The sequence below is a fragment of the Azospirillum sp. A26 genome (assembly GCF_042604635.1).
Classification (GTDB): domain Bacteria; phylum Pseudomonadota; class Alphaproteobacteria; order Azospirillales; family Azospirillaceae; genus Azospirillum; species Azospirillum palustre.
Genome location: NZ_CP170473.1, coordinates 1,546,829 through 1,570,462, shown reverse-complemented (window position 1 = coordinate 1,570,462; position 23,634 = coordinate 1,546,829). Strand labels below are relative to the sequence as shown.

The window sequence follows — 23,634 nt, the reverse complement described above, 5'->3', positions numbered from 1 at the left end:
GCGTCACAGCAGGGGCAGGTCGCTGCCGCCATTGACGATGTCGACGGTGCCGGAGATCAAATTCTCCCCATAAAGCGCCTCCAGATCGATGCCGCCGGCCGGGCGCACCGGGCGGATGGCGCGGATCCAGCTGGCGATGGCCTGCTCCTGGCGGCGGCGGATCGTTTCGGCGTCCTCGACCGTCACGGGTTGGAAGGACAGGCTGTCGCCGGGGCGCAAGCGGCCGGCGCGGGCCAAGTCGGCGGAAATCACCGTGGCGATCTTGGCGTAGCCGCCGGCCGTCTGGTGGTCGTTCAGCAGCAGGATCGGCTGCCCGTTGCCCGGCACCTGGATGGAGCCGGTGACCAGCCCGTCCGACGGAATGTCGGCGGAGCCGCGATGCTCCAGCGCCGGTCCCTCCAGCCGCAGCCCCATGCGGTCTGCCTGTTTGCCGACGCGGTAGGTCGCGGACAGGAAGGTCTCCAGCGCCGCTTCGGTGAAGCGGTCCTCCTGCGGCCCCGGAACGACGCGCAACGGCCCGGCGCCATAGTCGGGCGGCTGTGGCAATTCGACGTCCGGGCCGTCCGGGGCGGCGTCCAGCGCCAGCGGCAACCGGTCCCCCTCGGCCAGCGGCCGTCCGCCCAGCGGACCGATGCCGGCGCGCACATAGGTGGACAGGCTGCCCATCACCGGTGCCAGCGCGAAACCGCCGGCCACCGCCAGACAGGCGACCGACGCCCCGTCCACCGCCCCCAGCCTCAGCACGTCGCCTGCAAGCAGGGTGTGGCTGCGGTGGGGCTCCAGCTGCTGCGCCGCGGCGCCGTCGCGCTCCAGCGTCAGGGCCAGCGGGCCGACCGCGGCGATGCGGACCGACGGCGCATCCACCCGCAGGGCAGGGCCGAGCAGGGCGATCTCCAGCCCGGCCGCTCCTTGCGGATTGCCGACCAGCGCATTGGCCAGCCGCAGCGCCACCGGGTCGAGCGCGCCGGCCACCGGCATGCCGAGTTCCTGGAAGCCGAAACGTCCCAAATCCTGGACCGTCGCGAACAGGCCCTGCCGGACCACCGTCAGGAAGGCGGCCATCACGCCGCCCTCAGGCTGGCGGGATCGAAGCGTCCGGCGGATGCCGCCTCGGCGATTCCGTCGAACGCCGCGCGGTCCACCGCCTCGAAGCGCACCCGGTCGCCGGCCGCCAGCAGCACCGGATCGGGCCGGCCGCCGTCATAGAGCGGCACCGGGCAGCGGCCGATCAGGTGCCAGCCGCCGGGACTTTCCCACGGATAGACGGTGGTCAGCCGCCCGGCGACGGCGACGGAGCCGGCCGGGACCCGCACCCGCGGCTCGGTCCGGCGCGGCCGGTCCAGTTCCGCCGGCAGGTCGCCCATATAGCCGAAGCCCGGCATGAAGCCGAGCATATAGACGAAATACTCCACCGACCCATGCAGCGCCGCCACCCGCTCGGCGGTCAGGCCGAGCTGGTCCGCCAGTTCGGCCAGATCGGGGCTGAGGTCGGGGTCGTAGCAGACCGGCAGCCGCCACAGCCGCCCCTCCGCCGGTGTGGCGCCGCTGCCGGCCAGTGCCGCCTCGACCGCCGCCTGCATCTCCCGCCGCCCGGTGGATACCGGGTCGTAAACCACCAGCAGCGAGCGGAAGGTCGGCACCGTCTCCACCAGCCCCGGCGGCGGGGCCGCTTTCAGCCGGGCGTGCAAATCCATGACGCGGGCGTTGGTCGCCCGGTCGATGGTCTCGCCGAACTCGACATTGAAGGCGGTGTCGCCGGCACTGGTGAAGCGGACTTGCACGTTTTCCTCATTAACCGATCATCATCGACGGCAGCCACGACACCATGCCGGGGAACACCCACAGCAGCGCCACCATCACCACCATCAGCAGGAAGAAGGGCAGGCTGGCCTTGCCGATGGTGAAGATGTCCTTGCCGGTCATCGATTGCAGCACGAACAGGTTGAAGCCGACCGGCGGGGTGATCTGCGCCATCTCCACCACGATGATGATGTAGATGCCGAACCACAGCAGGTCGATGCCCGCCCGCTGCACCATCGGCAGGATGACCGAGGTGGTCAGCACCACCATCGAGATGCCGTCGAGGAAACAGCCCATCACCACGAAGAAGGCGGTCAGCGCCACCAGCAGGGCCGCCGGCGACAGCTGCATGGTGGTGATCCATTCCGCCAGCAGGCGCGGGATGCCGGTATAGCCCATCGCCACCGTCAGGAAGGCGGCACCCGCCAGGATGAAGCCGATCATGCAGGAGGTGTGGGCGGCGCCGAACAGGCTGTCGCGGAAGGTCGTCCAGTTCAGCGTGCCGGTCACCAGCGCCAGCACCAGCGACCCCAGCACGCCGATGCCGGCGGCCTCCGTCGGGGTGGCGATGCCGACATAGATCGAGCCCAGCACCGCGGCGATCAGCAGCATCACCGGGATCAGCGCGCCGGTGTCGCGGATCTTCTCTCCGAAGCTCTGCGACGGTTCGGGCGGCGGCACCCGGTCGGGGTTCAGCAGCGACCAGCCGCCGACATACAGCATGAACAGGCCGGTCAGCACGATGCCGGGAATGACGCCGGCGATGAACAGCCGGGCGATCGACACGTCGGCGGCGACGCCATAGACGATCATGATGATCGACGGCGGGATCAGCAGCCCCAGCGTGCCGGCCCCGGCCAGCGAGCCCAGCGTCATCATCGGGTCGTAGCCGCGCCGGTTCAGTTCCGGAATCGTCATGCGGCCGATGGTGGCGGCGGTGGCGGCGGACGAGCCGGAGACCGCGGCGAAGATCGAGCAGCCGATGATGTTCACGTGCATCAGCCGGCCGGGCAGCCAGCCGGTCCAGGGCGCCAGCCCCTTGAACATGTCGGACGAGATGCGGGTGCGGAACAGGATCTCGCCCATCCAGATGAACAGCGGCAATGCGGTCAGCGTCCAGGAGGTGCTGGCCCCCCAGATGTTGGTCGCCATCACCATGCCCACCGGACGTGCGGTGAACAGCGCCATGGCGACGAAGCCGACGCCGGCCAGCGCCAGCGCCACCCACACGCCGGCTCCCAGCATCAGGAACATCGTCACCACGACGACGATGGATGCGGTCGTCTGATCCATCGCTCAGCCCTCGCTCTGCATGCCGGCATGCTGGTAGGAGGCTTCACGCCCCTGCAGCACGGCCAGCAGGTCGTCGATCAAGGCGATGACCAGCACCACCAGACCCACCGCCATCAGCGCCTGCGGCATCCACAGCGGGACCGGCAGCACGCCCTGGCTGAGATCGCCGAAATCATAGGACTCATAGGTCATGCGCACCCAGTACCAAGCGAAATAGCTGCTGAGCGCGGTGGCGAAGCCCAGGCAGAGCAGCTCCATGACGCGGCGGGCGGCGCCGTTCAGCCGCTCCACCAGCACGCCGACGCGGATGTGCGCGCCGCGGCGCAGCGCCGGCCCCAGCATCAGGAAGAAGGACGCCGCCATGCAGTAGCCGGCAAGCTCGTCGGCCCCCGGCACCATCACGTTGAGCAGCCGGGAGGCCACCTGCGTCACGATCAGGACGGCGATGGCGGCGAGAAGGACCGCGCCCAGGATCTCGGCGGCGCGGTAAAGGATGGACAGTGCGGTGCGCATGGCGCAACCACCTCCTGCGGTCGGGACGGAGCGAAGGGGCGTGGAGGGGGCCGGCCGGCCTACCTTTTTCGGGCGGTGCCGGCCGGACGCATCCGGACCGGTTACTTGTTGAAGGCGGAAATGATCGCCTCGCCGTCGGCGCCGGCCGCCTTGGTCCATTCCGCGGTCATGGTCTTGCCGATGGCGGACAGGCCTTCCTTCAGCTTGTCGGACGGCGGCAGCACCTTCATGCCGTTGTCGGACATGGTCTTGTTCAGATCGGCCGTCTTCTTCTCCCACTCAGCCCAGCCGGTGGCCTCGGCCTTCGCCGCGGCGTCCTGGATCGCCTTCTGGGTACCGGCGTCCAACCCCTTCCAGACCTCGGTGTTGACGAACACCATGTTGCGCGGCAGCCAGGCCTGCACGTCGTAATAGACCTTCACGAAGTCCCAGGCCTTGGTGTCGACGCCGGTGGCGGCCGAGGTGATCATCGCGGTGACGATGCCGGTGCCGAAGGCCTGCGCCACTTCGGCCGCTTCGATCTTCACCGGGATGGCGCCGCTCAGCTCGGCGATGCGGGTGGTGGCCGGGTTGTAGGCGCGGAACTTCTGGCCCTTCAGCCCCTCGATGGACTGCACCTCGTCCTTCACATACAGGCCCTGCGGCGGCCACGGGATCGAGTAGAGCAGCTTCAGGCGCTGGCGCTCCAGCTTCTTCTCCAGATAGGGCTTGGAGACCTCGTACAGCTTGTGCGCCGACTTGAAGTCGGTGGCGAGGAAGGGCACCGAATCGAGGCCGTAGAGCGGATCCTCGTTCGCCCAGGAGCTGATCAGCACCTCGCCCAGCTGGGCCTGACCGGACTGGACCGCGCGCTTGATCTCCGGATGGCGGATCAGCGAGCCGTTGGAATGGACGGTGATCTGGATCTTGCCGGCGGTGGCCGCCTTCACGTCATCGGCGAACTGCTTCACCACGATGGTGTGCAGGTTGGTGTCCGGATACGGCGTCGGCATGTCCCAGGTCTCGGCCACGGCAGCCAGCGGCCCGGCGGCGACGCCCAGCCCCAGCAGGCCGGCCACGACCGGACCGGCCATCCGGGCAGTGGCCGAACCGGCCATCCGGCCAATGAATCGGGAATGCAGCGTGTGAGCGGTCATGATGTTCGGAAACCCCCTGTTGTTGCCCGATGCGGCATCCGCCGGCCTTCTGGCCGGTCGGAGGAGGGCGCTTGGCCGCCCCCCTGATCCCGCCCTTGATCGGACTCCAAAGGTTCACCGTTCCGGACCGTCCGTCAAACCCCGTGTGAGGGCTGCCGGGAAAAAAGTCAGCGCCGCCCGCCGCTTATCGGAGGCAACCGCACCCGCCGGTCAGTAGATCAGCTCGTTCTCGCCGCTGCCCTCGGCCAGGACCAGCTCGCCGCGGGCGGCCAGATCCTTCGCCAGCTGCACCATGTACATCTGCGCCTCGTCCACGTCGCGGACGCGGACCGGACCCATCGCCGCCATGTCCTCGCGCAGGATCTTGGCGGCGCGCTCGGACATGTTGGAGAAGAACAGATCCTTCAGCGACTCCGACGCGCCCTTCAACGCGGTGCCCAGCTTCTGCTTGTCGACCGTGCGCAGCATCGTCTGGACGCCCGAGGGGTCGAGCTTCGACAGATCCTCGAAGGTGAACATCAGCGACTTGATGCGCTCGGCGCTGTCGCGGTTGCGTTCCTCCAGCGCCGCCATGAAGCGGTGCTCGGTGGTGCGGTCCAGCCCGTTGAAGATCTCCGCCAGCATCTCGTGGCTGTCGCGCCGGCTGGTGCGGGCGAGGTTGGTCATGAACTCGGTGCGCAGCGTGCGCTCGACGTCGTCCAGAACCTCCTTCTGCACCGCCTCCATGCGCAGCATGCGCATGATGACTTCCATGGCGAAGCTTTCCGGCAGCTGCGCCAGGACGCGGCCGGCATGGTCGGAGCGGATCTTCGAGAGGACGACGGCGACGGTCTGCGGATACTCGTTCTTCAGATAGTTGGACAGCACCGACTCGTTCACGTTGGTCAGCTTGTCCCACATGGTGCGGCCGGCCGGACCACGGATGTCCTCCATGATCTGGTCGACCTTGTCCTTCGGAAGGGTCTTCAGCAGCAGCCGCTCGGTCGAATCGAAGGAACCGACGACCGTGCCGCTCGACGACATCTGTTCGGCGAACTCGACGAACAGGCGCTCGATCAGGTTGGCCGACACGGTGCCCAGGTTGGCCATCACCTGGGACAGCTCCTTGATCTCCTCGTCGTCCATCAGGGAGAACAGCTTGGACGAATGCTCCTCGCCCAGCGCCAGCATCATGATGGCGGCCTTTTCCGGGCCGGTGAGGGTCCGGTAGTCCTCACGAACCTTCTGAGCCATTGCTAACCTTCACGATCCGCTGATCCGACGATGCGCGATATTTGCGGCAAACATCGTTAACAAACGATAAGGAAGACACCAGGAGCATACGAAAACAGGCATTTCGGAACCGAATCCGGACAGGGACGGTTGGAGATTGCATCCCCCGTCCCCCCGCGAAAGGTGGCCTTGATGTCCGCTCGTGCCGCCCTTCTGCTGCCCTGTCTGCTCACAGTCCTGCCGGCGTCCGCCCTGGCGGAGCGCGCGGTGACCGTCGAGGGCTCCGACTGCCGGGTGTGGGACCAGTATCCCGACCGGCGCAAGACCGTCCGCTGGTCCGGTGCCTGCCCGGACGGCTGGGCCAGCGGGCCCGGCGTGCTCAGCTGGTTCCATGACGGCCGCTACGACGGGCAGGTGGAAGGCACGCTGGTCGGCGGGCGGATGGAAGGGCAGGGGCGCGTCACCTGGCGCGACGGCCGCCGCCTCGACGGGAATTTCAGCAATGGGCTGGTCTCGGGTCAGGCGACCCATGTCTGGGCCGATGGCCGCGTCTATGAGGGGGAGTGGCAGGACGACCGCCGGACCGGTTTCGGCACGCTCACCTTCCCCAGCGGCAACAAATATGTCGGTCGCTTCCAGCGCAACCGCCCGACCGGCGAGGGGGAGTTCGTCACCGCCGACGGCCGCCGCTATCGCCCGCGGATCGACGCCCGCGGCACCGTCGGCGCCGGTGCCCCGCTGGACCGCCCGCCGCAATCGGCCTCGATCCCGGCGGCGGCGGACGCCGACCCCAGTCCGGCAACGCCGCCAGCCCGCGCCGGCCGGCCGCAGAAACTGGAAGACTGGCTGAACCAGTCAGACCAACTCCTTCGCGACCGTTCGCGCTGACGGCGTCGGCCCCCGCACTGACGGCATACGGCCATATGTGAAAATGGATTTACAGAAATATGGCGTTCCTGTAATTCTATGCTCACAAGGGCCGTGCCGACGCAGGTGAGGGGGATCGGGGGATGGAGCCGCCCATTCAGACGGGATCGCTGCTGATCCGCATGCAGAACTGCCAGCAGCAGCTTCCGGCCGCCCTCGCCAAGGTGGGTGAGTGGGCGCTGGCCTATCCCTTCCGCACCGCGACCCTGAAGATCGGCGAACTGGCGGCGGCGGCCGAAGTGTCGGTGGCGTCGGTCAACCGCTATGCCCGCTTCCTCGGCTATGACGGCTTTCCCGAGTTCCGCGAGGATCTGCTGCGGGCTTTCGAATCGACCTTCGCGCCGGTGGAGAAGCTGCGCGTCGCCGTCCAGCGTGACACCTCGAACGCCGAGATCATGCGGGAATCGCTGGCCAGCGACGCCGGCAACATCGCCCGCACCATGGATCTGCTCCAGCCTGAGCAGTGCGAGGCCGCCATCCGGCTGATCCGCGAGGCCGGCCGCGTCGTGGCGCTCGGCCTCGGCGACAGTGCCTATCTCGCCCTGTTCCTGGCCGACGTGCTGGAGCCCTATGTCGACAATGTCCGCGAAGCCATCGAGTTCGCCGGCACCGAGCGCACCATCCGCCGGCTGTTGACGGTCAGGCCCGGCGATCTGGTGATCGCCATCACCTCGCCGCGCTACTCGCGCCGGACCATCGAGCATCTGCAGCTGTGCCGGGAGCGCGGGGCCAAGGCCATCGCGCTGACCGATGCGCCGGACAGCCCCATCGTGCCGCTGGCCGACGTCACCCTGCTGGCCGGGGCCGACCATGGCGTGCGCCACAGCTCGCCCACCGGGCTGATGGCGCTGATCGTGGCGCTGGGCACCGCGCTGTCGCGCTCCGGCCCGGACAGCGTCGGACAGGCCGCCGACGTCGCCGAGCGCATCCTGCCCTATCTCCACGTCGTGCCGAAATCGAACCGCCCGACGGAGTGATCCGGGCCGATCAACCGGGGCCTCCCCCTCCACGCGCCGAAGAAGTTGGAAAGCGATGACGATCTCCTATTGGAACGGGCGTTACCTGCCGCTGGACGAGGTCCACGTGTCGCCGCTGGACCGCGGTTTCCTGTTCGCCGACGGCCTCTATGAAGTGACCGCGGCCTACAATAGCCGCCTGTTCGAGCCGGAGGCCCACATCGCCCGCCTGCAACGCGGCATGGCGGAGCTGCGCATCGACTGCGCGCTGTCGGCCGGCGACTGGCTGGGCATCATGGAGCGGCTGGCCGCCGACTCCGGCATCGCCGGCGACCTGACGGTCTATCTCCAGGTCACCCGCGGCGCCGCATCCAGCCGTGGCCACGCCTTCCCGGCCGGCGTCACCCCGTCGGTGTTCGGCATGGCGAGCCCGCTGAAGCGCCCGCCCGCGGCGTGGCGCGACCAGGGCGTCGCCGCCATCACCATTCCCGACATCCGCTGGGGCCGCTGCGACCTGAAGACGGTGGCGCTGCTGGGCAGCGTGCTGGCGCAGCAGGCGGCGACCGATGCCGGCGTGGTCGATGCGCTGCAACTGCGCGACGGCCTGGTGACCGAGGGCGCCGCCACCAACATCTTCGTGGTGAAGGACGGCGTCATCGCCACCCCGGTCAACGACAACCGCATACTCCAGGGCATCACCCGCATCGTCGTCCTGCGGCTGGCCGCCGAGGCCGGCCTGCGGCTGGAGGAGCGCGACATCCCGGCGGCCGAGCTCGACAGCGCCGACGAGATCTGGATCGCCAGCACCACCAAGGAAATCACCCCCGTCACCAGCCTGAACGGCAAGCCGGTCGGCAGCGGCGCGCCGGGCATGGTCTGGCGCCGCCTGTTCGCGCTGTTCGCCGAAAGGCTGTCCCGATGAGCGGTGCCGCTGCCGTGAAGGCGGTCGACACCGCGCCGGCCCTGCTGTCGGTCGAGGGGCTGAGCGTCGCCTTCGACGGCGAGCACGGCCCGCTCCGCGTCGTCGACGATGTCAGCTTCACCGTGGCGCCCGGCGAGACGGTCGCCATCGTCGGCGAATCCGGCAGCGGCAAGTCGGTGACCTCGCTGTCGCTGATGCGGCTGGTCGATTATGCCGGCGGCCGCATCGTCGGCGGGCGCATCCGCTTCAAGGGCCGCGACGGGCGCGAGCGCGACCTCGCCACGCCGCCGGCCGAAGCGCTGACCGACATGCGCGGCAACGACATCGCCATGGTCTTCCAGGAGCCGATGACGTCGCTGAACCCGGTCTTCACCATCGGCGACCAGATCGCCGAGGCGGTGATGCTGCACCAGGGTCTCGACCGCAAGGCGGCGCGGGCGGAGGCGCTGCGCATGCTGGAGAAGGTTCGCATTCCCGAGCCGGCCCGGCTGCTCGACCGCCATCCGCACCAGTTGTCGGGTGGCATGCGCCAGCGCGTCATGATCGCCATGGCATTGTCCTGCAAGCCGTCGCTGCTGATCGCCGACGAGCCGACCACCGCGCTCGACGTGACCATCCAGGCGCAGATCCTGCGGCTGATCCGCCTGTTGCAGGACGAGATGGGGATGGGCGTCATCTTCATCACCCACGACATGGGCGTGGTGGCCGAGGTGGCCGACCGCGTCGTCGTGATGTGGCGCGGCCGCAAGGTGGAGGAGGGGCCGGTCGAGCGCATCTTCCAGGCGCCGCAGCACCCCTACACCAAGGCGCTGCTGTCCGCCGTGCCGAAGCTGGGCGCCTTGCGCGGCCAGGACCTGCCGGTGCGCTTCCCGCTGCTGGTGGTGGACGACGCGAAGGCCGAGGCTGCGCCTCCGGCTCCGCCGCCGGTGCAGGACACCGTGCGCGCCGCCGACGCCCCGCTTCTGGAGGTGCGTGACCTCACCACCCGCTTCGACGTGCGCAAGGGTATCTTCGGCTCGCTGAAGGCCCGCGTCCATGCGGTGGAGAAGGTCAGCTTCGCCGTCCGTCCGGGCGAGACGCTGGCGCTGGTCGGCGAGTCCGGCTGCGGCAAGTCGACCACTGGCCGCACCATCATGGGCCTCCAGTCCGCCACCTCCGGAACCATCCGCTTCGACGGGCTCGACACCGCGACGCTCGATTCCAACGGTCAGGCGAAGCTGAAGGAGAAGATCCAGTATATCTTCCAGGATCCCTTCGCCTCGCTGAACCCGCGCATGACCGTCGGCTTCAGCGTCGCCGAGCCGATGCTGGTCCACGATTATGCGCCCGCATCCAGGCCGGGCCTGTCGCGCCGCCGCGCCATCGAGGAACGGGTGGCGGATCTGCTGACCCAGGTCGGCCTCAAGCCGGAACATGCGCGCCGCTATCCGCACGAGTTCTCCGGCGGCCAGCGCCAGCGCATCTGCATCGCCCGCGCCATCGCCTGCGACCCCAAGGTGATCATCGCCGACGAGGCGGTGGCGGCGCTCGACGTGTCGATCCAGGCGCAGATCGTCAATTTGCTGATGGAGCTTCAGGCCAGGCGCGGCCTGTCCTACCTGTTCATCAGCCACGACATGGCGGTGGTGGAGCGGGTCAGCCACCGCGTCGCGGTGATGTATCTCGGCCAGATCGTCGAACTCGGCCCCCGCCGCGCCGTGTTCGAGAATCCGCAGCATCCCTACACCCGCCGCCTGATGGCGGCGGTGCCGATCGCCGATCCCAGCCGCCGCACCCGCGACCTGCGGCTGCTGACCGGCGAGATCCCGAGCCCCATCCGCAGCCTCGGCGACGAGCCGTCGGTGCAGCCGCTGGTGCCGGTCGGCGAGGACCATTTCGTCGCCCGCCACGCCGTAGGCGGGGACTTTTAAGTCCGTCGGCGGCGATTTCTGAACCAAAAAACAGGGAGCCTACACGTGAACCGCTTCGCCCTTCCGCTTCTCGCCGGCCTGCTCGCCGGCACCGCTCTCGCCGGCCCGGCCTTCGCGGCCAAGGATCTGGTGGTCGGCCTGCCCGACAACATCACCACGCTGGACCCGGCCGACATCAACGACACGCTGTCGCAGTCGGCCAGCCGCACGATGATGCAGGGCCTGTTCGGCTTCGACAAGGACATGAAGCTGGTGCCGCTGCTGGCGGAAAGCTTCACCGTCAACGACACCGCCACCGAATACACCTATCGCCTGCGCAAGAACGTCACCTTCCATGACGGCACGCCCTTCAACGCCCAGGCGGTGAAGACCAATTTCGACCGCCTCGCCAACCCGGCCAACCGGCTGAAGCGGCAGAGCCTGCTGGCGATGCTGGCCGAGACGGTGGTGGTCGACGACACCACCATCACGCTGAAGCTGTCGCAGCCCTTCGGTGCGCTGAACAACAACCTCGCCCACCCCGGCGCCATGATCCACAGCCCGAAGGCGCTTGAGACCTTCGGCAAGGAGATCGGCCGCCACCCGGTCGGCACCGGCCCCTACAAGTTCGTCAGCTGGGAAGCGGACACGCTGAAGGTCGAGAAGAACGACAAGTACTGGAAGCCGGGCCTGCCGAAGATCGACCACGTCACGCTGAAGAGCGTGCCGGAGAATGGCAGCCGCATCGCCATGCTCCAGACCAACGAGGCGCAGTTCATCTATCCGCTGCCGCCCGAGATGGTGAAGATGGTGGAGGCCAACAACCAGCTTGAGCTGATCGACGCCCCGTCGATCATCGCCCGCTATGTGGCGATGAACACCATGAAGAAGCCGTTCAACGACCCGCGCGTCCGTCAGGCGCTGAACTACGCCATCGACAAGAACGCCTACGCGAAGGTGGTCTATCGCGGCTATGCCGGCCCGCTGGATTCGGCGATCCCGTCCAAGCTGGGCTTCCACGTCACCCAGCCCAACCAGTACACCTACGACCTCGCCAAGGCGAAGGCGCTGCTGGCCGAAGCGGGCTATCCGAACGGCTTCGAGGCCGAGATGTTCGGCCGCAACAGCACCAACTTCATCCGCGGCATGCAGTTCGTCCAGCAGCAGCTGTCGCAGATCGGCGTCAAGCTGACCGTCACCCCGCTCGAATCCGGTGTCGAGACCGCCCGCGTCTGGGGTGTCGAGAAGCCGGAGGATGCCACGGTGCAGATGCAGTATGGCGGCTGGTCGGCCTCGACCGGCGATGCCGACTGGGGCCTGCGCCCGCTGCTGTGGGGCAAAGGCTTCCCGCCGAAGTTCTTCAACGTCGCCTACTACAAGAACGACACGGTCGACGCCGCCATCGAGACCGGCATTGGCACCGCCGACACCGCCAAGCGCGCCGAGGCCTACCGCGTCGCCCAGGAGCAGATCTGGAAGGATGCGCCCTGGATCTTCCTCGGCGTCGAGAACCTGCTGGCCGGCAAGTCGAAGAAGCTGACCGGCTTCTACTACGTCGCCGACGGCGGCCTGCAGATGGAAGAGGCCGATCTGCAGTGATGTGAAAAATCGCCCTCTCTCCCCCGGGGAGCTAGCGGGTTCACACAACTCAGAGCAACATTAAGCCTCTGGAATCAAAGGAACTCTGCGTCATCCCCGCGAAGGCGGGGATCCAGAAACTCCGCATAGAAGCGGCTGAAACGGCTGGATTCCCGCCTTCGCGGGAATGACGGCCGAATAAGTCAATTGATTCCATTGCCTTAATGACCCGTGAGATCTGTGAATGCCGTAGCCCTTGGGGAAAGGGGATTTCTCGTCCGCCCACCCAGGCCCTCCACCAGGACCTCTGCCCCATGCTGAAATATCTCGTCGGCCGTCTTGCCGGCATCCTGCCGGTTCTGCTGGTGATCTCCGTCTTCGTCTTCGGCTTCGTCCATCTGCTGCCGGGCGATCCGGCGCGGCTGGTCGCCGGGACGGATGCGACCCAGCAGGACGTCGAACTGGTGCGCCAGGATCTCGGTCTCGACCAGCCGCTGTGGGTGCAGTACGGACGCTTCCTCGGCAATGCGGTGCAGGGCGAGTTCGGGCGGTCGATGAAGTCCAAGCGGCCGGTGTCGCAGGAGATCGGCGAACGCTTCATGCCGACCTTCTACCTCACCGTCGTCGCCATGGTGTGGGCGACGCTGGCGGGCCTGCTGATCGGTGTCGCGTCCGCCACCAAGCGCGGGCGCTGGCAGGACCATGTCGGCATGGTGGTGGCGGTGTCGGGCATCGCCTTCCCGTCCTTCTGGCTCGGGCTGCTGATGATCGACCTGTTCTCGGTCAAGCTCGGCTGGCTGCCGACCAGCGGCTACGGCACGTGGCAGCATTACGTCATGCCGTCGCTGACGCTCGGCCTCGGCGTCGCCGCTGTCATGGCGCGCTTCACCCGCTCCGCCTTCATCGAGATCGCGCGCGAGGATTACGTCCGCACCGCACGGGCCAAGGGCGTGCCGGCCCGGCTGGTGGTGTGGAAGCACACGCTGCGCAACGCGCTGATCCCGATCATCACCATGGTCGGCTTGCAGTTCGGCTTCCTGCTCGGCGGGTCCATCGTGGTGGAGACGGTGTTCTCCTGGCCGGGGCTGGGCCGGCTGCTGGTGGATAGCGTCAACTACCGCGACTACACCGTCATCCAGGCGGAGATCCTGCTGTTCTCGCTGGAGTTCATCATCATCAACCTGCTGGTCGATGTGCTGTACGCCTTCGCCAACCCCGAGATTCGCTACTCATGACCACGACAGACGCAACCGGCGTGGCCGCCGCGACCCATGAAGCCGTCCGCTCGCCGCTGCGCGAGTTCTGGCGCAAGTTCCGGCGCAACCGCACCGCCATGGCGGCAGGAGTCTGTCTGCTGGCGCTGGCGCTGGCCGCGGCGGCGGCACCGTGGATCGCCCCCTTCGACCCGGCGGCCTTCGATTACGACCGCATCCTGGAAGGCCCCTCGGCCGACCATTGGGCCGGCACCGACGCCTATGGCCGCGACATCCTGAGCCGCATCCTGTGGGGTGCCCGCATCTCGCTGGCGGTCGGGCTGCTGTCGGTGCTGCTCGGCGGGGTGGCCGGCGTGGCGCTGGGGCTGATCGCCGGCTTCCGCGGCGGCTGGATCGACAGCCTGATCATGCGCGTCTGCGACGTGCTGCTGGCCTTCCCCGGCATCCTGCTGGCCATCGGCATCGTCGCCATCCTCGGGCCGGGGATCGAGAACGTCATCTATGCGGTGGCGATCTTCAGCGTCCCCGTCTTCGCCCGTCTGGTGCGCGGCAGCACGCTGTCGCTGAAGCGCGCGGTCTATGTCGACGCCGCCCGCGCCATCGGCGTGCGCGACCGGCTGCTGATGGTCCGCCACATCCTGCCGGGCACGCTGCCCAGCGTGATCGTCTATGTCTCCATGCGCATCGGCACCTCGATCCTGACGGCGGCCAGCCTCAGCTTCATCGGCCTCGGCGCCCAGCCGCCCAGCCCGGAATGGGGCGCCATGCTGGCCGACGGGCGCAGCTACATCGGCGTCGCCAGCCATGTCACCTTCTATCCCGGCCTCGCCATCTTCCTGACGGTGCTGGCCTTCAACCTGCTCGGCGATGGACTGCGCGATGCCCTCGACCCCAAACTCCGCTGACGGAGCCCGGCGCGCGCGGGCCGTCGGGCTCGCCTGCGGCCGGCTGACGCCGGGGCCGCGCAACGCCATCACCGACGTTCCGGGCGTGCGCGTTGCGCACGTCACGCTCGATGACGGCGCCATCCAGACCGGCGTCACCGCCATCCTGCCCCATGCCGGCAACCTCTACCGCGACAAGCCCGTTGCTGCCGCCGAGGTGCTGAACGGCTTCGGCAAGAGCGTCGGGCTGATGCAGGTGGAGGAACTCGGCGCGCTGGAAACCCCGATCCTGCTGACCAACACCCTGTCGGTCGGCACCGCCTCCACCGCCCTGGTCCGCCACGCCATCGCCGCCAACCCCGACATCGGCCGCAGCACCGCCACCGTCAATCCGCTGGTGATGGAGTGCAACGACGGCCCGCTGAACGACATCCAGGCGCTGGCGGTGACGGAGGCCCATGCCGCCGCTGCGCTCGCCGCCGCGCTGTCGGAAGCGGACGGTGCGGAAATCGCGGTCGGGTCGGTCGGGGCCGGGCGCGGCATGTCCTGCTTCGGCTTCAAGGGCGGCATCGGCAGCTCGTCGCGCCGCCTCAAGCTGGACGGCAAGCGCCATCATCTGGGTGTGCTGGTGCTGGCGAATTTCGGCCGGCCGGGCGAGCTGCGGCTGCCCGACGGCCGCCGCGTCGCCGTGCCGCAAAAGGACGATGCGCCGGAGAAGGGCTCCGTCATCGTCATCGCCGCCACCGACGTGCCGCTCGACCACCGCCAACTGCGCCGGGTGATCCGCCGCGCCGGGGTCGGGCTGGCGCGGGTGGGGTCCTTCTGGGGCCATGGCAGCGGCGACATCGTGCTGGGCTTCACCACCGCCAACCGCATCGACCATGACGAGCGGGCTGACATCTTGGCCCTGCGCATGGTGAACGAACACCGCATCGACAGGCTGTTCGAGGCGATGGCCGACGCGACGCAGGAGGCCGTCCTTGACGCGCTGGCCGCCGCCACGCCGGTGGTGGGCCGCGACGGCGCCACCCGGCCCTGCCTTTCCGATACGCTCACCCCCGATATGTTGACTGCCGGGAGCACTCCGTGAAGATCTACATCTCCGCCGACATCGAAGGGGTGGCCGGCGTGGTCTCCCAGCAGCAGGTGACGCCGGGCAATGCCGAGTACGAGCGCGCACGCCGCCTGATGACCGCCGAGGTCAACGCCGCCATCGACGGCGCGCTGGAGGCCGGGGCGAGCGAAATCCTGGTCAACGACAGCCACGGCCCGATGGTCAACCTGCTGCCGGACGAGCTGCACCCAGCCGCCGAACTGATTCTCGGCCGGCCCAAGCCCATCGGCATGTTCGCCGGGCTGGAGCCGGACACCGCCGGGGTGATGTGCGTCGGCTTCCACACCTCGGCCCGCCAGTACGGCATCCTCGCCCACACCACCAACAGCTTCGCCTTCGGCCGCGTCCGGGTGAACGGGCTGGAACTGGGGGAAGCCGGCAATTACGGCGCCTATGCCGGCGAGATCGGCGTGCCGGTGATCCTGCTGAGTGGCGACGACCGCTTCGCCGCCGAGATGGCGCCGCTGTTCCCCAACGCCGAACAGGTGGTGGTCAAGCAGGCGCTGGGTCAGCGCGCCGCCCGCTCCGTCGCGCCGTCGGTTGCCCGCGACCGCATCCGCGAGGCCTCGGCCCGCGCCGTCCGCCGCGCGTCCAGCATCCCGCCCTTCCGTGTCCCGCCGCAGGCCGATGGCGCGCCCTACCGGCTGGAGATCGAGATGAACAGCCCGGCGCTGGCCGATCTGGCGTCGCTGATCCCGGTGTCGGAGCGGCTGGACCCCGTCACCATCCGCCTGCCGGCCGCCAGCATGGCCGCCGCGCTCGGCTGGATCAACACCCTGTCGGCCATGTCGGCCACCCTGCGCTGAGACCCGCCCCCATGACCTTTTCGCACCCGCAGCCCTTCGCCCTTGCCATCCATGGCGGCGCCGGCACCATCAAGCGCAGCGCCCTGACCCCGGCGCTGACCGAGGGCTACCACGCCGGCCTGCGCCGGGCGCTGGCCGCCGGGCACGAGGTGCTGGCCGACGGCGGCAGCGCGCTGGATGCCGTGACATCCGCCGTGATGGCGCTGGAGGACGAGCCGCTGTTCAACGCCGGCCGCGGCGCCGTCTTCACCGCCGAGGGCGTGCAGGAGATGGACGCCGCCATCATGGATGGCCGCGACCGCGCCGCCGGTGCGGTGGCCGGGCTGTTCGGCCCGCGCAACCCGATCCTGGCCGCCCGCGCGGTGATGGAGCACACAGAGCATGTCCTGCTGATCGGCGAGGGCGCGCTCGATCTCTGCCGCCGTCATGGTCTGCCCATGGAGGAGGCCCCCTATTTCTTCACCCAGCCGCGCTGGGACGCCCTCCAGGCCGAGCTGGAGCGCCGCCGCTCCGGCACCCCCGATGACAACTCCGATGGGGGCGCCGACCAGCGCCGCCACGGCACCGTCGGCGCCGTCGCCCGCGACCGTGACGGCAACCTCGCCGCCGCCACCTCGACCGGGGGCATGACCGCCAAGGCCAAGGGCCGCGTCGGCGACAGCCCGGTGATCGGCGCCGGCACCTTCGCCGACAACATCACCTGTGCCGTCTCCGCCACCGGCCATGGCGAGCATTTCATCCGCCGCTGCGCCGCCCACGAGATCGACGCCCGCATGCGCTGGGCCGGCCAGACCCTGGAGCGCGCCGCCGGCGACGTGGTGGACGAGCTGGGCGTGATCGGCGGCTCCGGCGGCCTGATCGCCATCGACCGCGACGGCCGGGTGGCTCTGCCCTTCAACTGCTCCGGCATGTATCGCGGCGCCATCGGGCCGGAAGGGCTGCCGATGACCGCGATCCACCGCGAGGAGTTCCGCATCGGCTGACGCCAATCCCCTCTCTCCCCGGGGAGAGGGTTAGGGTGAGGGGGATGCACCGCGAGGAGTCCCAAGAGTCGTCCGCCGCCCCCTCTCCCCCGCTGGACAGGCGGGGGCCGGCGTCCCACGTTGCTGCTTCATCAGTGCAACAGCCGGAACGGAGGATGGCGTCATGCGGGCGATGGTGATTTCGCGGTTCGGCGGTCCCGACGTGTTCGAACGTCAGGACCGGCCGCGCCCGGTGGCGGGGCCGGGCGAACTGCTGGTGCGGGTGGTGGCGTCGGGCACCAACCCGGTGGACGCCAAGATCCGTCAGGTCGGAAGCTGGGCCGGCATCCCCTTCCCGGCGGTGCTGGGCTATGACGTGTCGGGCGTGGTGGAGGAGGCCGGCCCCGGCGTGACCGGCTTCAAGGCCGGCGACGAGGTGTTCTACACCCCGGAGATCTTCGGCAATCCCAACGGCAGCTATGCCGAATACACCGTCGCCGCCGCGTCCATCGTCGCGCACAAGCCGTCCGGCCTTTCCCATGTCGAGGCGGCGGGCATCCCGTTGGCCGGCGGCACGGCGTGGGAGGCCATCGTGCGGCGTCTGGCAGTGCGGCCGGGCGAGACGGTGCTGATCCATGGTGGGGCCGGCGGCGTCGGCAGCTTCGCCATCCAGTTCGCCAAGGCAGCCGGCGCCCGCGTGCTCGCCACCGCCAGCAAGGCCAACCACGAGGCGATGCGCGATCTCGGCGCCGACGTGACGCTCGACTACCGCGACGCCGACGTGGCGGACCAGATCCTGCGCGAGGCGGGCGGGGCAGGGGTGGACGCGTCCTTCGACACCGCCGGCGGCAATGTGCCGCTGAGCACCCAGGTGACGCGCCCCTTCGGCCGCATCGCCACCATCCTGCCGCCGACCGACGACCTGAATGCGCTCTATGTGAAGAACCAGACCCTGTACGGCACCTTCCTGACCCGCGAGGGCGCCCGCCTGCGCGAGATGGCGCCGCTGTTCGTGCGCGGTCAGGCGAGGGTGATCGTCGATGCCGTCCTGCCGCTGGAAGAGGTCGGCAAGGCGCATGAACGGCTCGATTCCGGCCACGGCCGCGGTAAGATCATCCTGCAAGTGGGCGCCTGACGCGAGGTCGGGCCGGGCTTTCGAAGGACGGTCGTGGTGTATATCTGGTTGATCGGGCTGCACGTCACGGCGGTGACGCTCTGGATCCTGGGGATGTCCGCCGCCGCCATCCTGATCAGCGCCCTGGACCCCGCGACCGCCGCCGAGGAGGGACCGGCCCGCCTCCTGCGCGCCGCCGGCCGTTGGGAGCGCCGCGTGACCTCCCCGGCGATGGGGCTGGCGTGGCTGCTGGGCATCACGCTGGTGGTGGTAGGCGGCTGGGGCTTCGAGCCGTGGCTGGTGGCGAAGGTGGTCATCGTCACCGCCCTGTCCGCCCTGCACGGCACGCTCGCCGCCGGACTGCGCCGGCTGGGCGAACCGGGTGCGAAGCCGGTCTCCGGCCTGCTGCGCTTCTCCCCGCTGGCGGTGATCGCCGGGGCCATCGCCATCGTGACGCTGGTGGTGGTGAAGCCCTACTGAACACGGTATGGTGTCGGACCGGGACGGGCCGGCCCGTTCGACCCTGTGCCCGGCCGGTTCGGTTCCAGCGCGAAAGGACCCGCCATGGCCGTCGCCAAGACCACGATCTGCCTCTGGTTCGACAAGGACGCCGAGGCTACCGCCCGCTTCTACGCGGAGACCTTCCCCGGCAGCGCGGTGACCGCCGTCCACCGCGCGCCCGCCGACTACCCGTCCGGCAAGGCGGGCGACGTTCTGACGGTCGAGTTCACCGTCGCCGGCCTCCCCTGCCTCGGCCTGAACGGCGGCCCGGCGTTCAAGCACAGTGAAGCCTTCTCGTTCCAGATCGCCACCGACGACCAGGAGGAGACCGACCGCTATTGGACCGCCATCGTCGGTAACGGCGGCCGGGAGAGCGCCTGCGGCTGGTGCAAGGACCGCTGGGGGATCTCCTGGCAGATCACGCCCCGCGTGCTGACCGATGCGCTGGCGGCGGGTGGGGACGAGGCCAAGCGGGCCTTCGAGGCGATGATGGGGATGACGAAGATCGACGTGGCGGCGATTGAGGCGGCTCGGCGGGGGTGAGTGGCGGCTTCTGACCCCCAGCAGTCGTTAACGGTTTAGGCTTTTTCTAGAGTCGGATGGTCTGATGTCTTCGGTAGGATGCAGCCGAGGCGATTTTGTCTGCTCGAATGTTTCAATTCTCATTGCTCGGATTTAGAGCGCCATACCAATAGGATTCTTCAATGAACAACGATTCATCAATTCATGCTTTGCAGGAAGTAAATCTTCAATGCCTTACCCATATACGCGATGAGATTCAGAGCCTTTTTTCACGTTACGGTTCTGACTCGTTCCCAGAAACGCAGACGTTAAAGTGTCTTTTTTGGTACCTTTCTTCAAGAAATCAGGCCGTTTCATTTCTCATAAGTCACGGTTATTTATGGGATTCTGAAATTATACTTAGGTCATTTTATGAGGTGGCTGCAAAAATATTATTCATCTCATTTTCGGAAGACAATGAAAAAGCCGTGCTTATCGACGAATTTTGGAACGGTTTAGGCTCAATAAATGATCGGAAGAGGGCACGCAAAGCAGCGTACGCTGAGCAGATCTTTGAGGCAGGGAGCATGTCTGCTGAAGTATTCTCTGCATTGCAGGACGACAGAACTTTTGACTTGCAGGCCGAAGGGTCAAAAACGCAACGAAAAAGAATTGAGCAAAAATGGTCATTCTCAGAAATTATTGAGCAGCTGGACCAGAAAGTTTCTCATGGGAAACCATTAGAAGGGATTAAATCTATGCTTCACATGTATGGTATAGCTAGCCATTTGATTCATGCTGATCAGGCTGCCATGGATCTGATGCATGATCGGGCAACGCGGGAGCATGGCGAGCGGGAAATCCTTGAAGCTGCTCATGTAGCTCGCATTATGAGTGATCAAGTTAATATTACGTGGTTTTGTGCTGACGCTCTTCGTCAAAACTTCAAAGGAGAATTTATAGATAATGTCAAATTGCGCGAATTACTTAAAGAATTTGCAAAACTAAGCGATCCTTTCCATGCTAATTTTTCCGAAAGTCAGAGGGATTTCTATGCGCTTCGTCAAGCTAAAGCCAATCAAGATCCTATTAAATAGGCCTTGATTGGCAACTATGCAGATAATCATTATCAGCGCGAAGCAGACTCTCACCCCACCCCCACATCATCCCGAATGCACGCCACCGAATGCCCCGGCGCCACCTCGCGCAGCGCCCGGGCTGCCGGCTCGGCACAGGCCGGCAGCGTGAACGGGCACCGCGTCCGGAAGACGCAGCCGGACGGCGGGTTCATCGGGCTCGGCACGTCGCCGTCCAGCAGCATGCGGGACTTCGGCGCGTCGGGGTCCGGGTCGGGGGCGGCCGACAGCAGGGCCATGGTGTAGGGGTGGCGCGGGCGCTCGTAGAGGCTGTCGCTCGGCGCGATCTCCATCAGGCGGCCGAGATACATCACCGCCACCCGGTCGCTGATGTAGCGCACCACCGCCAGATCATGGGCGATGAACAGCACCGCCAGCCCCAGCTCGCGCTGCAAATCGCCCAGCAGATTCACCACCTGCGCCTGCACCGAGACGTCGAGCGCCGACACCGGCTCGTCGGCGACGATGAAGTCGGGCTCCACCGCCAGGGCGCGGGCGATGCCGATGCGCTGGCGCTGGCCGCCGGAGAATTCGTGCGGGAAACGGTCCATGGCGTCGGCGCTCAGGCCCACCTTCTCCAGCAACGCCGCCACGCGGTCGCGGCGGTCGGCGCGGGTGCCGATGTTGTGGATCGTCAGAGCCTCGCCGATCACCTCGCGCACGCGCTGGCGCGGGTCGAGGCTGGCATAGGGGTCCTGGAAGACGATCTGCATGCGGCGGCGCTGCGCCCGCATCTCCGCCGTGCCCAGACCGGTGATCTCCTGACCGTTGAAGCGGATGGAGCCGCCGGTCGGCTCGATCAGCCGCAGGATGCTGCGCCCGGCGGTGGTCTTGCCCGACCCGGATTCGCCGACCAGCCCCAGCACCTCGCCGCGGTTCAGGTCGAAGGAGAGGTCGTCCACCGCCTTCACCCAGCCGACCGGCCGTTGCAGCAGCCCGCCGCGCACCGGAAAGCGCTTTTCCAGATTGCGGACGCTCAGCAGGGGCTGTTCGGTAACGGTATCGATGCTCATTGCACGTCTCTCCAGCGGCGGCAGCGGGCGGAATGGTCGGGGCCGACCGGCTCCAGCACGGGTTCGGCGGCGAGGCAGGCCGGTTCGGCCAGCGCGCAGCGCGGGGCGAAGGTGCAGCCGGCCGGGCGGTTCACCGGGCTCGGCACGCTGCCGGGGATGGCGTAGAGCCGGCCGCCGTCGCCGCGGCGCTGGCCCAGATGCGGCATGCAGGCCAGCAGACCGCGGGTGTAGGGGTGCTTGGGCGATTTCAGCAGGGAGCGGACATCGCCTTCCTCGACGATGCGGCCGGAGTACATCACCACCACCCGGTGCGCCACTTCGGCCACCACGCCCAGATTGTGGGTGATGAACAGGATCGAGGTGCCGGTCTCCTCCTGCAACCGCCGCATCAGGTCGAGGATCTGCGCCTGGATGGTCACGTCGAGCGCCGTGGTCGGCTCGTCGGCGATCAGCAGGGTGGGGCGGCAGGCCAGCGCCATCGCGATCATCACGCGCTGGCGCATGCCGCCCGACATCTGGTGCGGATACTCGTCCAGCCGCCGCTCCGCCGCCGGGATGCCGACCTTCTTCAGCATGGCGAGCGCCTCCGCCCGCGCCGCCCGGCGGTCGAGGCCCTGGTGATAGCGCAGAGCCTCGCCGATCTGGTCGCCGACGGTGTAGACCGGGTTCAGCGAGGTCATCGGCTCCTGGAAGATCATGCCGATCTCGTTGCCGCGGACGGTTCGCATCGCCCGCTCGCTGAGGCGGGCGAGGTCGCGCACCTGGCCGTCGCGGCCGCGGAACAGGATCTCGCCGCCGGCGATGATGCCCGGCGGCGACGGGATCAGCCGCATCGCCGACAGGCTGGTCACCGACTTGCCGCTGCCGGATTCGCCGACGACGGCCAGCGTCTCGTTGCGGCGCACGGCGAAGGACACGCCGTCCACCGCCTTCGACACGCCGGGATCGGCGGTGAAGTGGGTTTGCAGGTTGCGGATGTCGAGCGTGAGGTCAGCGTCCATGACGGGATCCCGGAGCTTGGGCTATCGGAGACAGATCAGCGGGTGCAGCCGCGCGCCGGCACCGGCCAGTCGCCGACGACCTCGCCGTTGCGGGTGATCGCCATGCGGTCGTGCAGGTTGGTCACCACGCAGACATGGTTGGGCAGGATCATCACGCGGTCGCCGATCTGCGGCTTCGCCTCGCTCCGGCTGAGGTCCACCACCGCATGCTCCTCGTTGACGCGGACGATCACCGCGTCGGGGTAGTCGAGGATCAGGCCGAAGCCTTCGCCGACCGACGGGGCGACGCGGTCGCTCGACAGCGTCTTGCTGCCGCAATCCAGAACGGCGCGGTCGGCGGTGGGGCGGCTGACCACGGTGGCATGGACGTGCACGGCGCACTCCTCCAGCGTCGCCACCCCGGCGCCGACGGTGGCGCGGTCGTGGTAGATGTAGGTGCCGACGCGCAGCTCGGTCACGCCGGGAAGCTCGTGGGTGTCCCAGCAGCCGGGGGTGCCGCCGACCGACACCGTCTCCATCGCGATGCCGGCGCCGTCCAGCAGGGCGCGGGTCTCGCTGACGAAGGGCACGGTGCGGGGACCGCGCGGGTAGGTCATCAGGCCGCGGAAGCGGGTCAAGCCATTGCCGGCGGCGCGGCGGGCCAGCGTCAGAACCTCGTCCGGCGTCTGCACGCCGCAGCGGCCGTCGCCGCTGTCGAACTCCACGAGGATGCCGATCTCGACGCCGGCCTCGGCCGCGGCGGCGGCCACGGTGTCGAGGGCGACGGCGTTGTCGAGCGCCACCGTCAGCTTGGTCTTGCCGGCCAGCTCCGCCAGCGGCGAGACCTTGGCGGCGCCGACGATGGGGTAGGTCAGCAGGATGTCGGCGCAGCCGGCCTCGGCCATCACCATCGCCTCGCTGATCTTCTGGCAGGTGATGCCGACGGCGCCCAGCTCGATCTGGCGAAGGGCGAATTGGGGAAGCTTGTGGGTCTTGATGTGCGGGCGCAGCGCCAACCCGTGCCGGTCGCAGTATGCCTGCATCTTGCTCAGGTTATGCTCGACCCGGTCGAGGTCGATGACGGGGACGGGGGTGTCGAGATCGTCGACGCGCATGGGACCGCTCCGGAACACGAATTCGGGGAATGGGCCGATCCCGGCCATGAGGGCGGCAGGATCGGCCG

23 protein-coding genes are annotated in these 23,634 nt (G+C 68.1%); 14 read left to right on the top strand and 9 right to left on the bottom strand.

Going from position 1 to position 23,634, the window contains the following annotated elements; translation table 11 throughout:
• Nucleotides 1-3: 3 nt before the first annotated feature.
• The 6 genes from ABNQ39_RS21255 to fliG form a co-directional block, all read right to left on the bottom strand.
• Nucleotides 4-1,062, bottom strand: a complete 1,059-nt coding sequence (locus tag ABNQ39_RS21255; RefSeq protein WP_376960267.1) for a biotin-dependent carboxyltransferase family protein — start codon at nucleotides 1,060-1,062, stop codon at nucleotides 4-6.
• The gene (gene pxpB / locus ABNQ39_RS21250; RefSeq protein WP_376960265.1) at nucleotides 1,062-1,781 is read right to left on the bottom strand and encodes a 5-oxoprolinase subunit PxpB; all 720 of its coding nucleotides are present in this window, start codon (nucleotides 1,779-1,781) and stop codon (nucleotides 1,062-1,064) included. The genes ABNQ39_RS21255 and pxpB overlap by 1 nt, the downstream gene beginning before the upstream one ends.
• 10 nt (nucleotides 1,782-1,791) lie before the next feature.
• Nucleotides 1,792-3,093 carry a TRAP transporter large permease gene (locus ABNQ39_RS21245; protein ID WP_376960263.1) on the bottom strand — a complete coding sequence of 434 codons (1,302 nt, stop codon included), beginning with the start codon at nucleotides 3,091-3,093 and terminating at the stop codon, nucleotides 1,792-1,794.
• 3 nt (nucleotides 3,094-3,096) lie between these two features.
• The gene (locus ABNQ39_RS21240) at nucleotides 3,097-3,606 is read right to left on the bottom strand and encodes a TRAP transporter small permease (protein WP_376960261.1); all 510 of its coding nucleotides are present in this window, start codon (nucleotides 3,604-3,606) and stop codon (nucleotides 3,097-3,099) included.
• Between the two features lie 101 nt (nucleotides 3,607-3,707).
• Nucleotides 3,708-4,742 carry a TRAP transporter substrate-binding protein gene (locus tag ABNQ39_RS21235; RefSeq protein ID WP_376960259.1) on the bottom strand — a complete coding sequence of 345 codons (1,035 nt, stop codon included), beginning with the start codon at nucleotides 4,740-4,742 and terminating at the stop codon, nucleotides 3,708-3,710.
• 210 nt (nucleotides 4,743-4,952) lie between these two features.
• The gene (gene fliG / locus ABNQ39_RS21230; RefSeq protein ID WP_098737244.1) at nucleotides 4,953-5,975 is read right to left on the bottom strand and encodes a flagellar motor switch protein FliG; all 1,023 of its coding nucleotides are present in this window, start codon (nucleotides 5,973-5,975) and stop codon (nucleotides 4,953-4,955) included.
• 171 nt (nucleotides 5,976-6,146) lie between these two features.
• On the opposite strand from fliG, the gene ABNQ39_RS21225 reads away from it, so the two are divergent.
• From ABNQ39_RS21225 to ABNQ39_RS21160, 14 genes are all read left to right on the top strand, one after another.
• Nucleotides 6,147-6,842 carry an MORN repeat-containing protein gene (locus ABNQ39_RS21225; protein WP_376960257.1) on the top strand — a complete coding sequence of 232 codons (696 nt, stop codon included), beginning with the start codon at nucleotides 6,147-6,149 and terminating at the stop codon, nucleotides 6,840-6,842.
• A gap of 122 nt (nucleotides 6,843-6,964) precedes the next feature.
• Complete coding sequence (locus ABNQ39_RS21220) at nucleotides 6,965-7,858, top strand: MurR/RpiR family transcriptional regulator (protein ID WP_376960255.1); 894 nt, start codon at nucleotides 6,965-6,967, stop codon at nucleotides 7,856-7,858.
• A gap of 55 nt (nucleotides 7,859-7,913) precedes the next feature.
• On the top strand, nucleotides 7,914-8,759 hold the full coding sequence (locus tag ABNQ39_RS21215; protein WP_376960253.1) for a D-amino acid aminotransferase: 846 nt from the start codon (nucleotides 7,914-7,916) through the stop codon (nucleotides 8,757-8,759).
• Nucleotides 8,756-10,669, top strand: a complete 1,914-nt coding sequence (locus ABNQ39_RS21210) for an ABC transporter ATP-binding protein (protein WP_376960251.1) — start codon at nucleotides 8,756-8,758, stop codon at nucleotides 10,667-10,669. Before ABNQ39_RS21215 ends, ABNQ39_RS21210 begins: the two co-directional genes overlap by 4 nt.
• Nucleotides 10,670-10,714: 45 nt before the next feature.
• Nucleotides 10,715-12,247, top strand: a complete 1,533-nt coding sequence (locus ABNQ39_RS21205; RefSeq protein WP_098737254.1) for a glutathione ABC transporter substrate-binding protein — start codon at nucleotides 10,715-10,717, stop codon at nucleotides 12,245-12,247.
• Nucleotides 12,248-12,540: 293 nt separating this feature from the next.
• Complete coding sequence (gene gsiC, locus ABNQ39_RS21200) at nucleotides 12,541-13,461, top strand: glutathione ABC transporter permease GsiC (RefSeq protein ID WP_376960249.1); 921 nt, start codon at nucleotides 12,541-12,543, stop codon at nucleotides 13,459-13,461.
• Entirely contained in the window at nucleotides 13,458-14,345 is an 888-nt protein-coding gene (locus ABNQ39_RS21195) for an ABC transporter permease subunit (protein WP_376960247.1), read from the top strand. Before gsiC ends, ABNQ39_RS21195 begins: the two co-directional genes overlap by 4 nt.
• Nucleotides 14,320-15,414 (top strand): P1 family peptidase, encoded by a 1,095-nt coding sequence (locus tag ABNQ39_RS21190; RefSeq protein ID WP_376960245.1) that lies wholly within the window; start codon nucleotides 14,320-14,322, stop codon nucleotides 15,412-15,414. Before ABNQ39_RS21195 ends, ABNQ39_RS21190 begins: the two co-directional genes overlap by 26 nt.
• On the top strand, nucleotides 15,411-16,244 hold the full coding sequence (locus tag ABNQ39_RS21185; protein WP_376960243.1) for a M55 family metallopeptidase: 834 nt from the start codon (nucleotides 15,411-15,413) through the stop codon (nucleotides 16,242-16,244). Before ABNQ39_RS21190 ends, ABNQ39_RS21185 begins: the two co-directional genes overlap by 4 nt.
• A gap of 11 nt (nucleotides 16,245-16,255) precedes the next feature.
• Nucleotides 16,256-17,227 carry an isoaspartyl peptidase/L-asparaginase family protein gene (locus tag ABNQ39_RS21180; RefSeq protein WP_376960241.1) on the top strand — a complete coding sequence of 324 codons (972 nt, stop codon included), beginning with the start codon at nucleotides 16,256-16,258 and terminating at the stop codon, nucleotides 17,225-17,227.
• A gap of 163 nt (nucleotides 17,228-17,390) precedes the next feature.
• Nucleotides 17,391-18,341, top strand: a complete 951-nt coding sequence (locus ABNQ39_RS21175; protein WP_376960239.1) for a zinc-dependent alcohol dehydrogenase family protein — start codon at nucleotides 17,391-17,393, stop codon at nucleotides 18,339-18,341.
• Nucleotides 18,342-18,377: 36 nt separating this feature from the next.
• A complete protein-coding gene (locus ABNQ39_RS21170; RefSeq protein ID WP_376960237.1) occupies nucleotides 18,378-18,800 on the top strand; it encodes a CopD family protein in 423 nt (140 codons plus the stop codon).
• Between the two features lie 84 nt (nucleotides 18,801-18,884).
• Entirely contained in the window at nucleotides 18,885-19,364 is a 480-nt protein-coding gene (locus ABNQ39_RS21165) for a VOC family protein (RefSeq protein ID WP_376960235.1), read from the top strand.
• 161 nt (nucleotides 19,365-19,525) lie between these two features.
• Nucleotides 19,526-20,419 carry a DUF5677 domain-containing protein gene (locus ABNQ39_RS21160; RefSeq protein WP_376960233.1) on the top strand — a complete coding sequence of 298 codons (894 nt, stop codon included), beginning with the start codon at nucleotides 19,526-19,528 and terminating at the stop codon, nucleotides 20,417-20,419.
• 50 nt (nucleotides 20,420-20,469) lie between these two features.
• On the opposite strand, the gene ABNQ39_RS21155 is transcribed toward ABNQ39_RS21160, so the two are convergent.
• The 3 genes from ABNQ39_RS21155 to ABNQ39_RS21145 are packed head-to-tail and all read right to left on the bottom strand — an operon-like array spanning nucleotide 20,470 to nucleotide 23,566.
• The gene (locus ABNQ39_RS21155; RefSeq protein WP_376960231.1) at nucleotides 20,470-21,471 is read right to left on the bottom strand and encodes an ABC transporter ATP-binding protein; all 1,002 of its coding nucleotides are present in this window, start codon (nucleotides 21,469-21,471) and stop codon (nucleotides 20,470-20,472) included.
• Nucleotides 21,468-22,472 carry an ABC transporter ATP-binding protein gene (locus ABNQ39_RS21150; protein ID WP_376960229.1) on the bottom strand — a complete coding sequence of 335 codons (1,005 nt, stop codon included), beginning with the start codon at nucleotides 22,470-22,472 and terminating at the stop codon, nucleotides 21,468-21,470. Before ABNQ39_RS21150 ends, ABNQ39_RS21155 begins: the two co-directional genes overlap by 4 nt.
• Nucleotides 22,473-22,507: 35 nt before the next feature.
• Nucleotides 22,508-23,566: an alanine racemase gene (locus ABNQ39_RS21145; protein WP_376960227.1), complete on the bottom strand. Its 1,059-nt coding sequence runs from the start codon at nucleotides 23,564-23,566 to the stop codon at nucleotides 22,508-22,510.
• Nucleotides 23,567-23,634: the final 68 nt, after the last annotated feature.

Bases quoted from the DNA above. Each gene is read 5' to 3' on its own strand.
- ABNQ39_RS21255 (WP_376960267.1), bottom strand. From the start codon at position 1,062: ATGGCCGCCTTCCTGACGGTGGTCCGGCAGGGCCTGTTCGCGACGGTC.
- ABNQ39_RS21245 (WP_376960263.1), bottom strand. From the start codon at position 3,093: ATGGATCAGACGACCGCATCCATCGTCGTCGTGGTGACGATGTTCCTG.
- ABNQ39_RS21240 (WP_376960261.1), bottom strand. From the start codon at position 3,606: ATGCGCACCGCACTGTCCATCCTTTACCGCGCCGCCGAGATCCTGGGC.
- ABNQ39_RS21235 (WP_376960259.1), bottom strand. From the start codon at position 4,742: ATGACCGCTCACACGCTGCATTCCCGATTCATTGGCCGGATGGCCGGT.
- fliG (WP_098737244.1), bottom strand. From the start codon at position 5,975: ATGGCTCAGAAGGTTCGTGAGGACTACCGGACCCTCACCGGCCCGGAA.
- ABNQ39_RS21225 (WP_376960257.1), top strand. From the start codon at position 6,147: ATGTCCGCTCGTGCCGCCCTTCTGCTGCCCTGTCTGCTCACAGTCCTG.
- ABNQ39_RS21220 (WP_376960255.1), top strand. From the start codon at position 6,965: ATGGAGCCGCCCATTCAGACGGGATCGCTGCTGATCCGCATGCAGAAC.
- ABNQ39_RS21215 (WP_376960253.1), top strand. From the start codon at position 7,914: ATGACGATCTCCTATTGGAACGGGCGTTACCTGCCGCTGGACGAGGTC.
- ABNQ39_RS21210 (WP_376960251.1), top strand. From the start codon at position 8,756: ATGAGCGGTGCCGCTGCCGTGAAGGCGGTCGACACCGCGCCGGCCCTG.
- gsiC (WP_376960249.1), top strand. From the start codon at position 12,541: ATGCTGAAATATCTCGTCGGCCGTCTTGCCGGCATCCTGCCGGTTCTG.
- ABNQ39_RS21195 (WP_376960247.1), top strand. From the start codon at position 13,458: ATGACCACGACAGACGCAACCGGCGTGGCCGCCGCGACCCATGAAGCC.
- ABNQ39_RS21190 (WP_376960245.1), top strand. From the start codon at position 14,320: ATGCCCTCGACCCCAAACTCCGCTGACGGAGCCCGGCGCGCGCGGGCC.
- ABNQ39_RS21180 (WP_376960241.1), top strand. From the start codon at position 16,256: ATGACCTTTTCGCACCCGCAGCCCTTCGCCCTTGCCATCCATGGCGGC.
- ABNQ39_RS21175 (WP_376960239.1), top strand. From the start codon at position 17,391: ATGCGGGCGATGGTGATTTCGCGGTTCGGCGGTCCCGACGTGTTCGAA.
- ABNQ39_RS21165 (WP_376960235.1), top strand. From the start codon at position 18,885: ATGGCCGTCGCCAAGACCACGATCTGCCTCTGGTTCGACAAGGACGCC.
- ABNQ39_RS21160 (WP_376960233.1), top strand. From the start codon at position 19,526: ATGAACAACGATTCATCAATTCATGCTTTGCAGGAAGTAAATCTTCAA.
- ABNQ39_RS21155 (WP_376960231.1), bottom strand. From the start codon at position 21,471: ATGAGCATCGATACCGTTACCGAACAGCCCCTGCTGAGCGTCCGCAAT.
- ABNQ39_RS21150 (WP_376960229.1), bottom strand. From the start codon at position 22,472: ATGGACGCTGACCTCACGCTCGACATCCGCAACCTGCAAACCCACTTC.
- ABNQ39_RS21145 (WP_376960227.1), bottom strand. From the start codon at position 23,566: ATGCGCGTCGACGATCTCGACACCCCCGTCCCCGTCATCGACCTCGAC.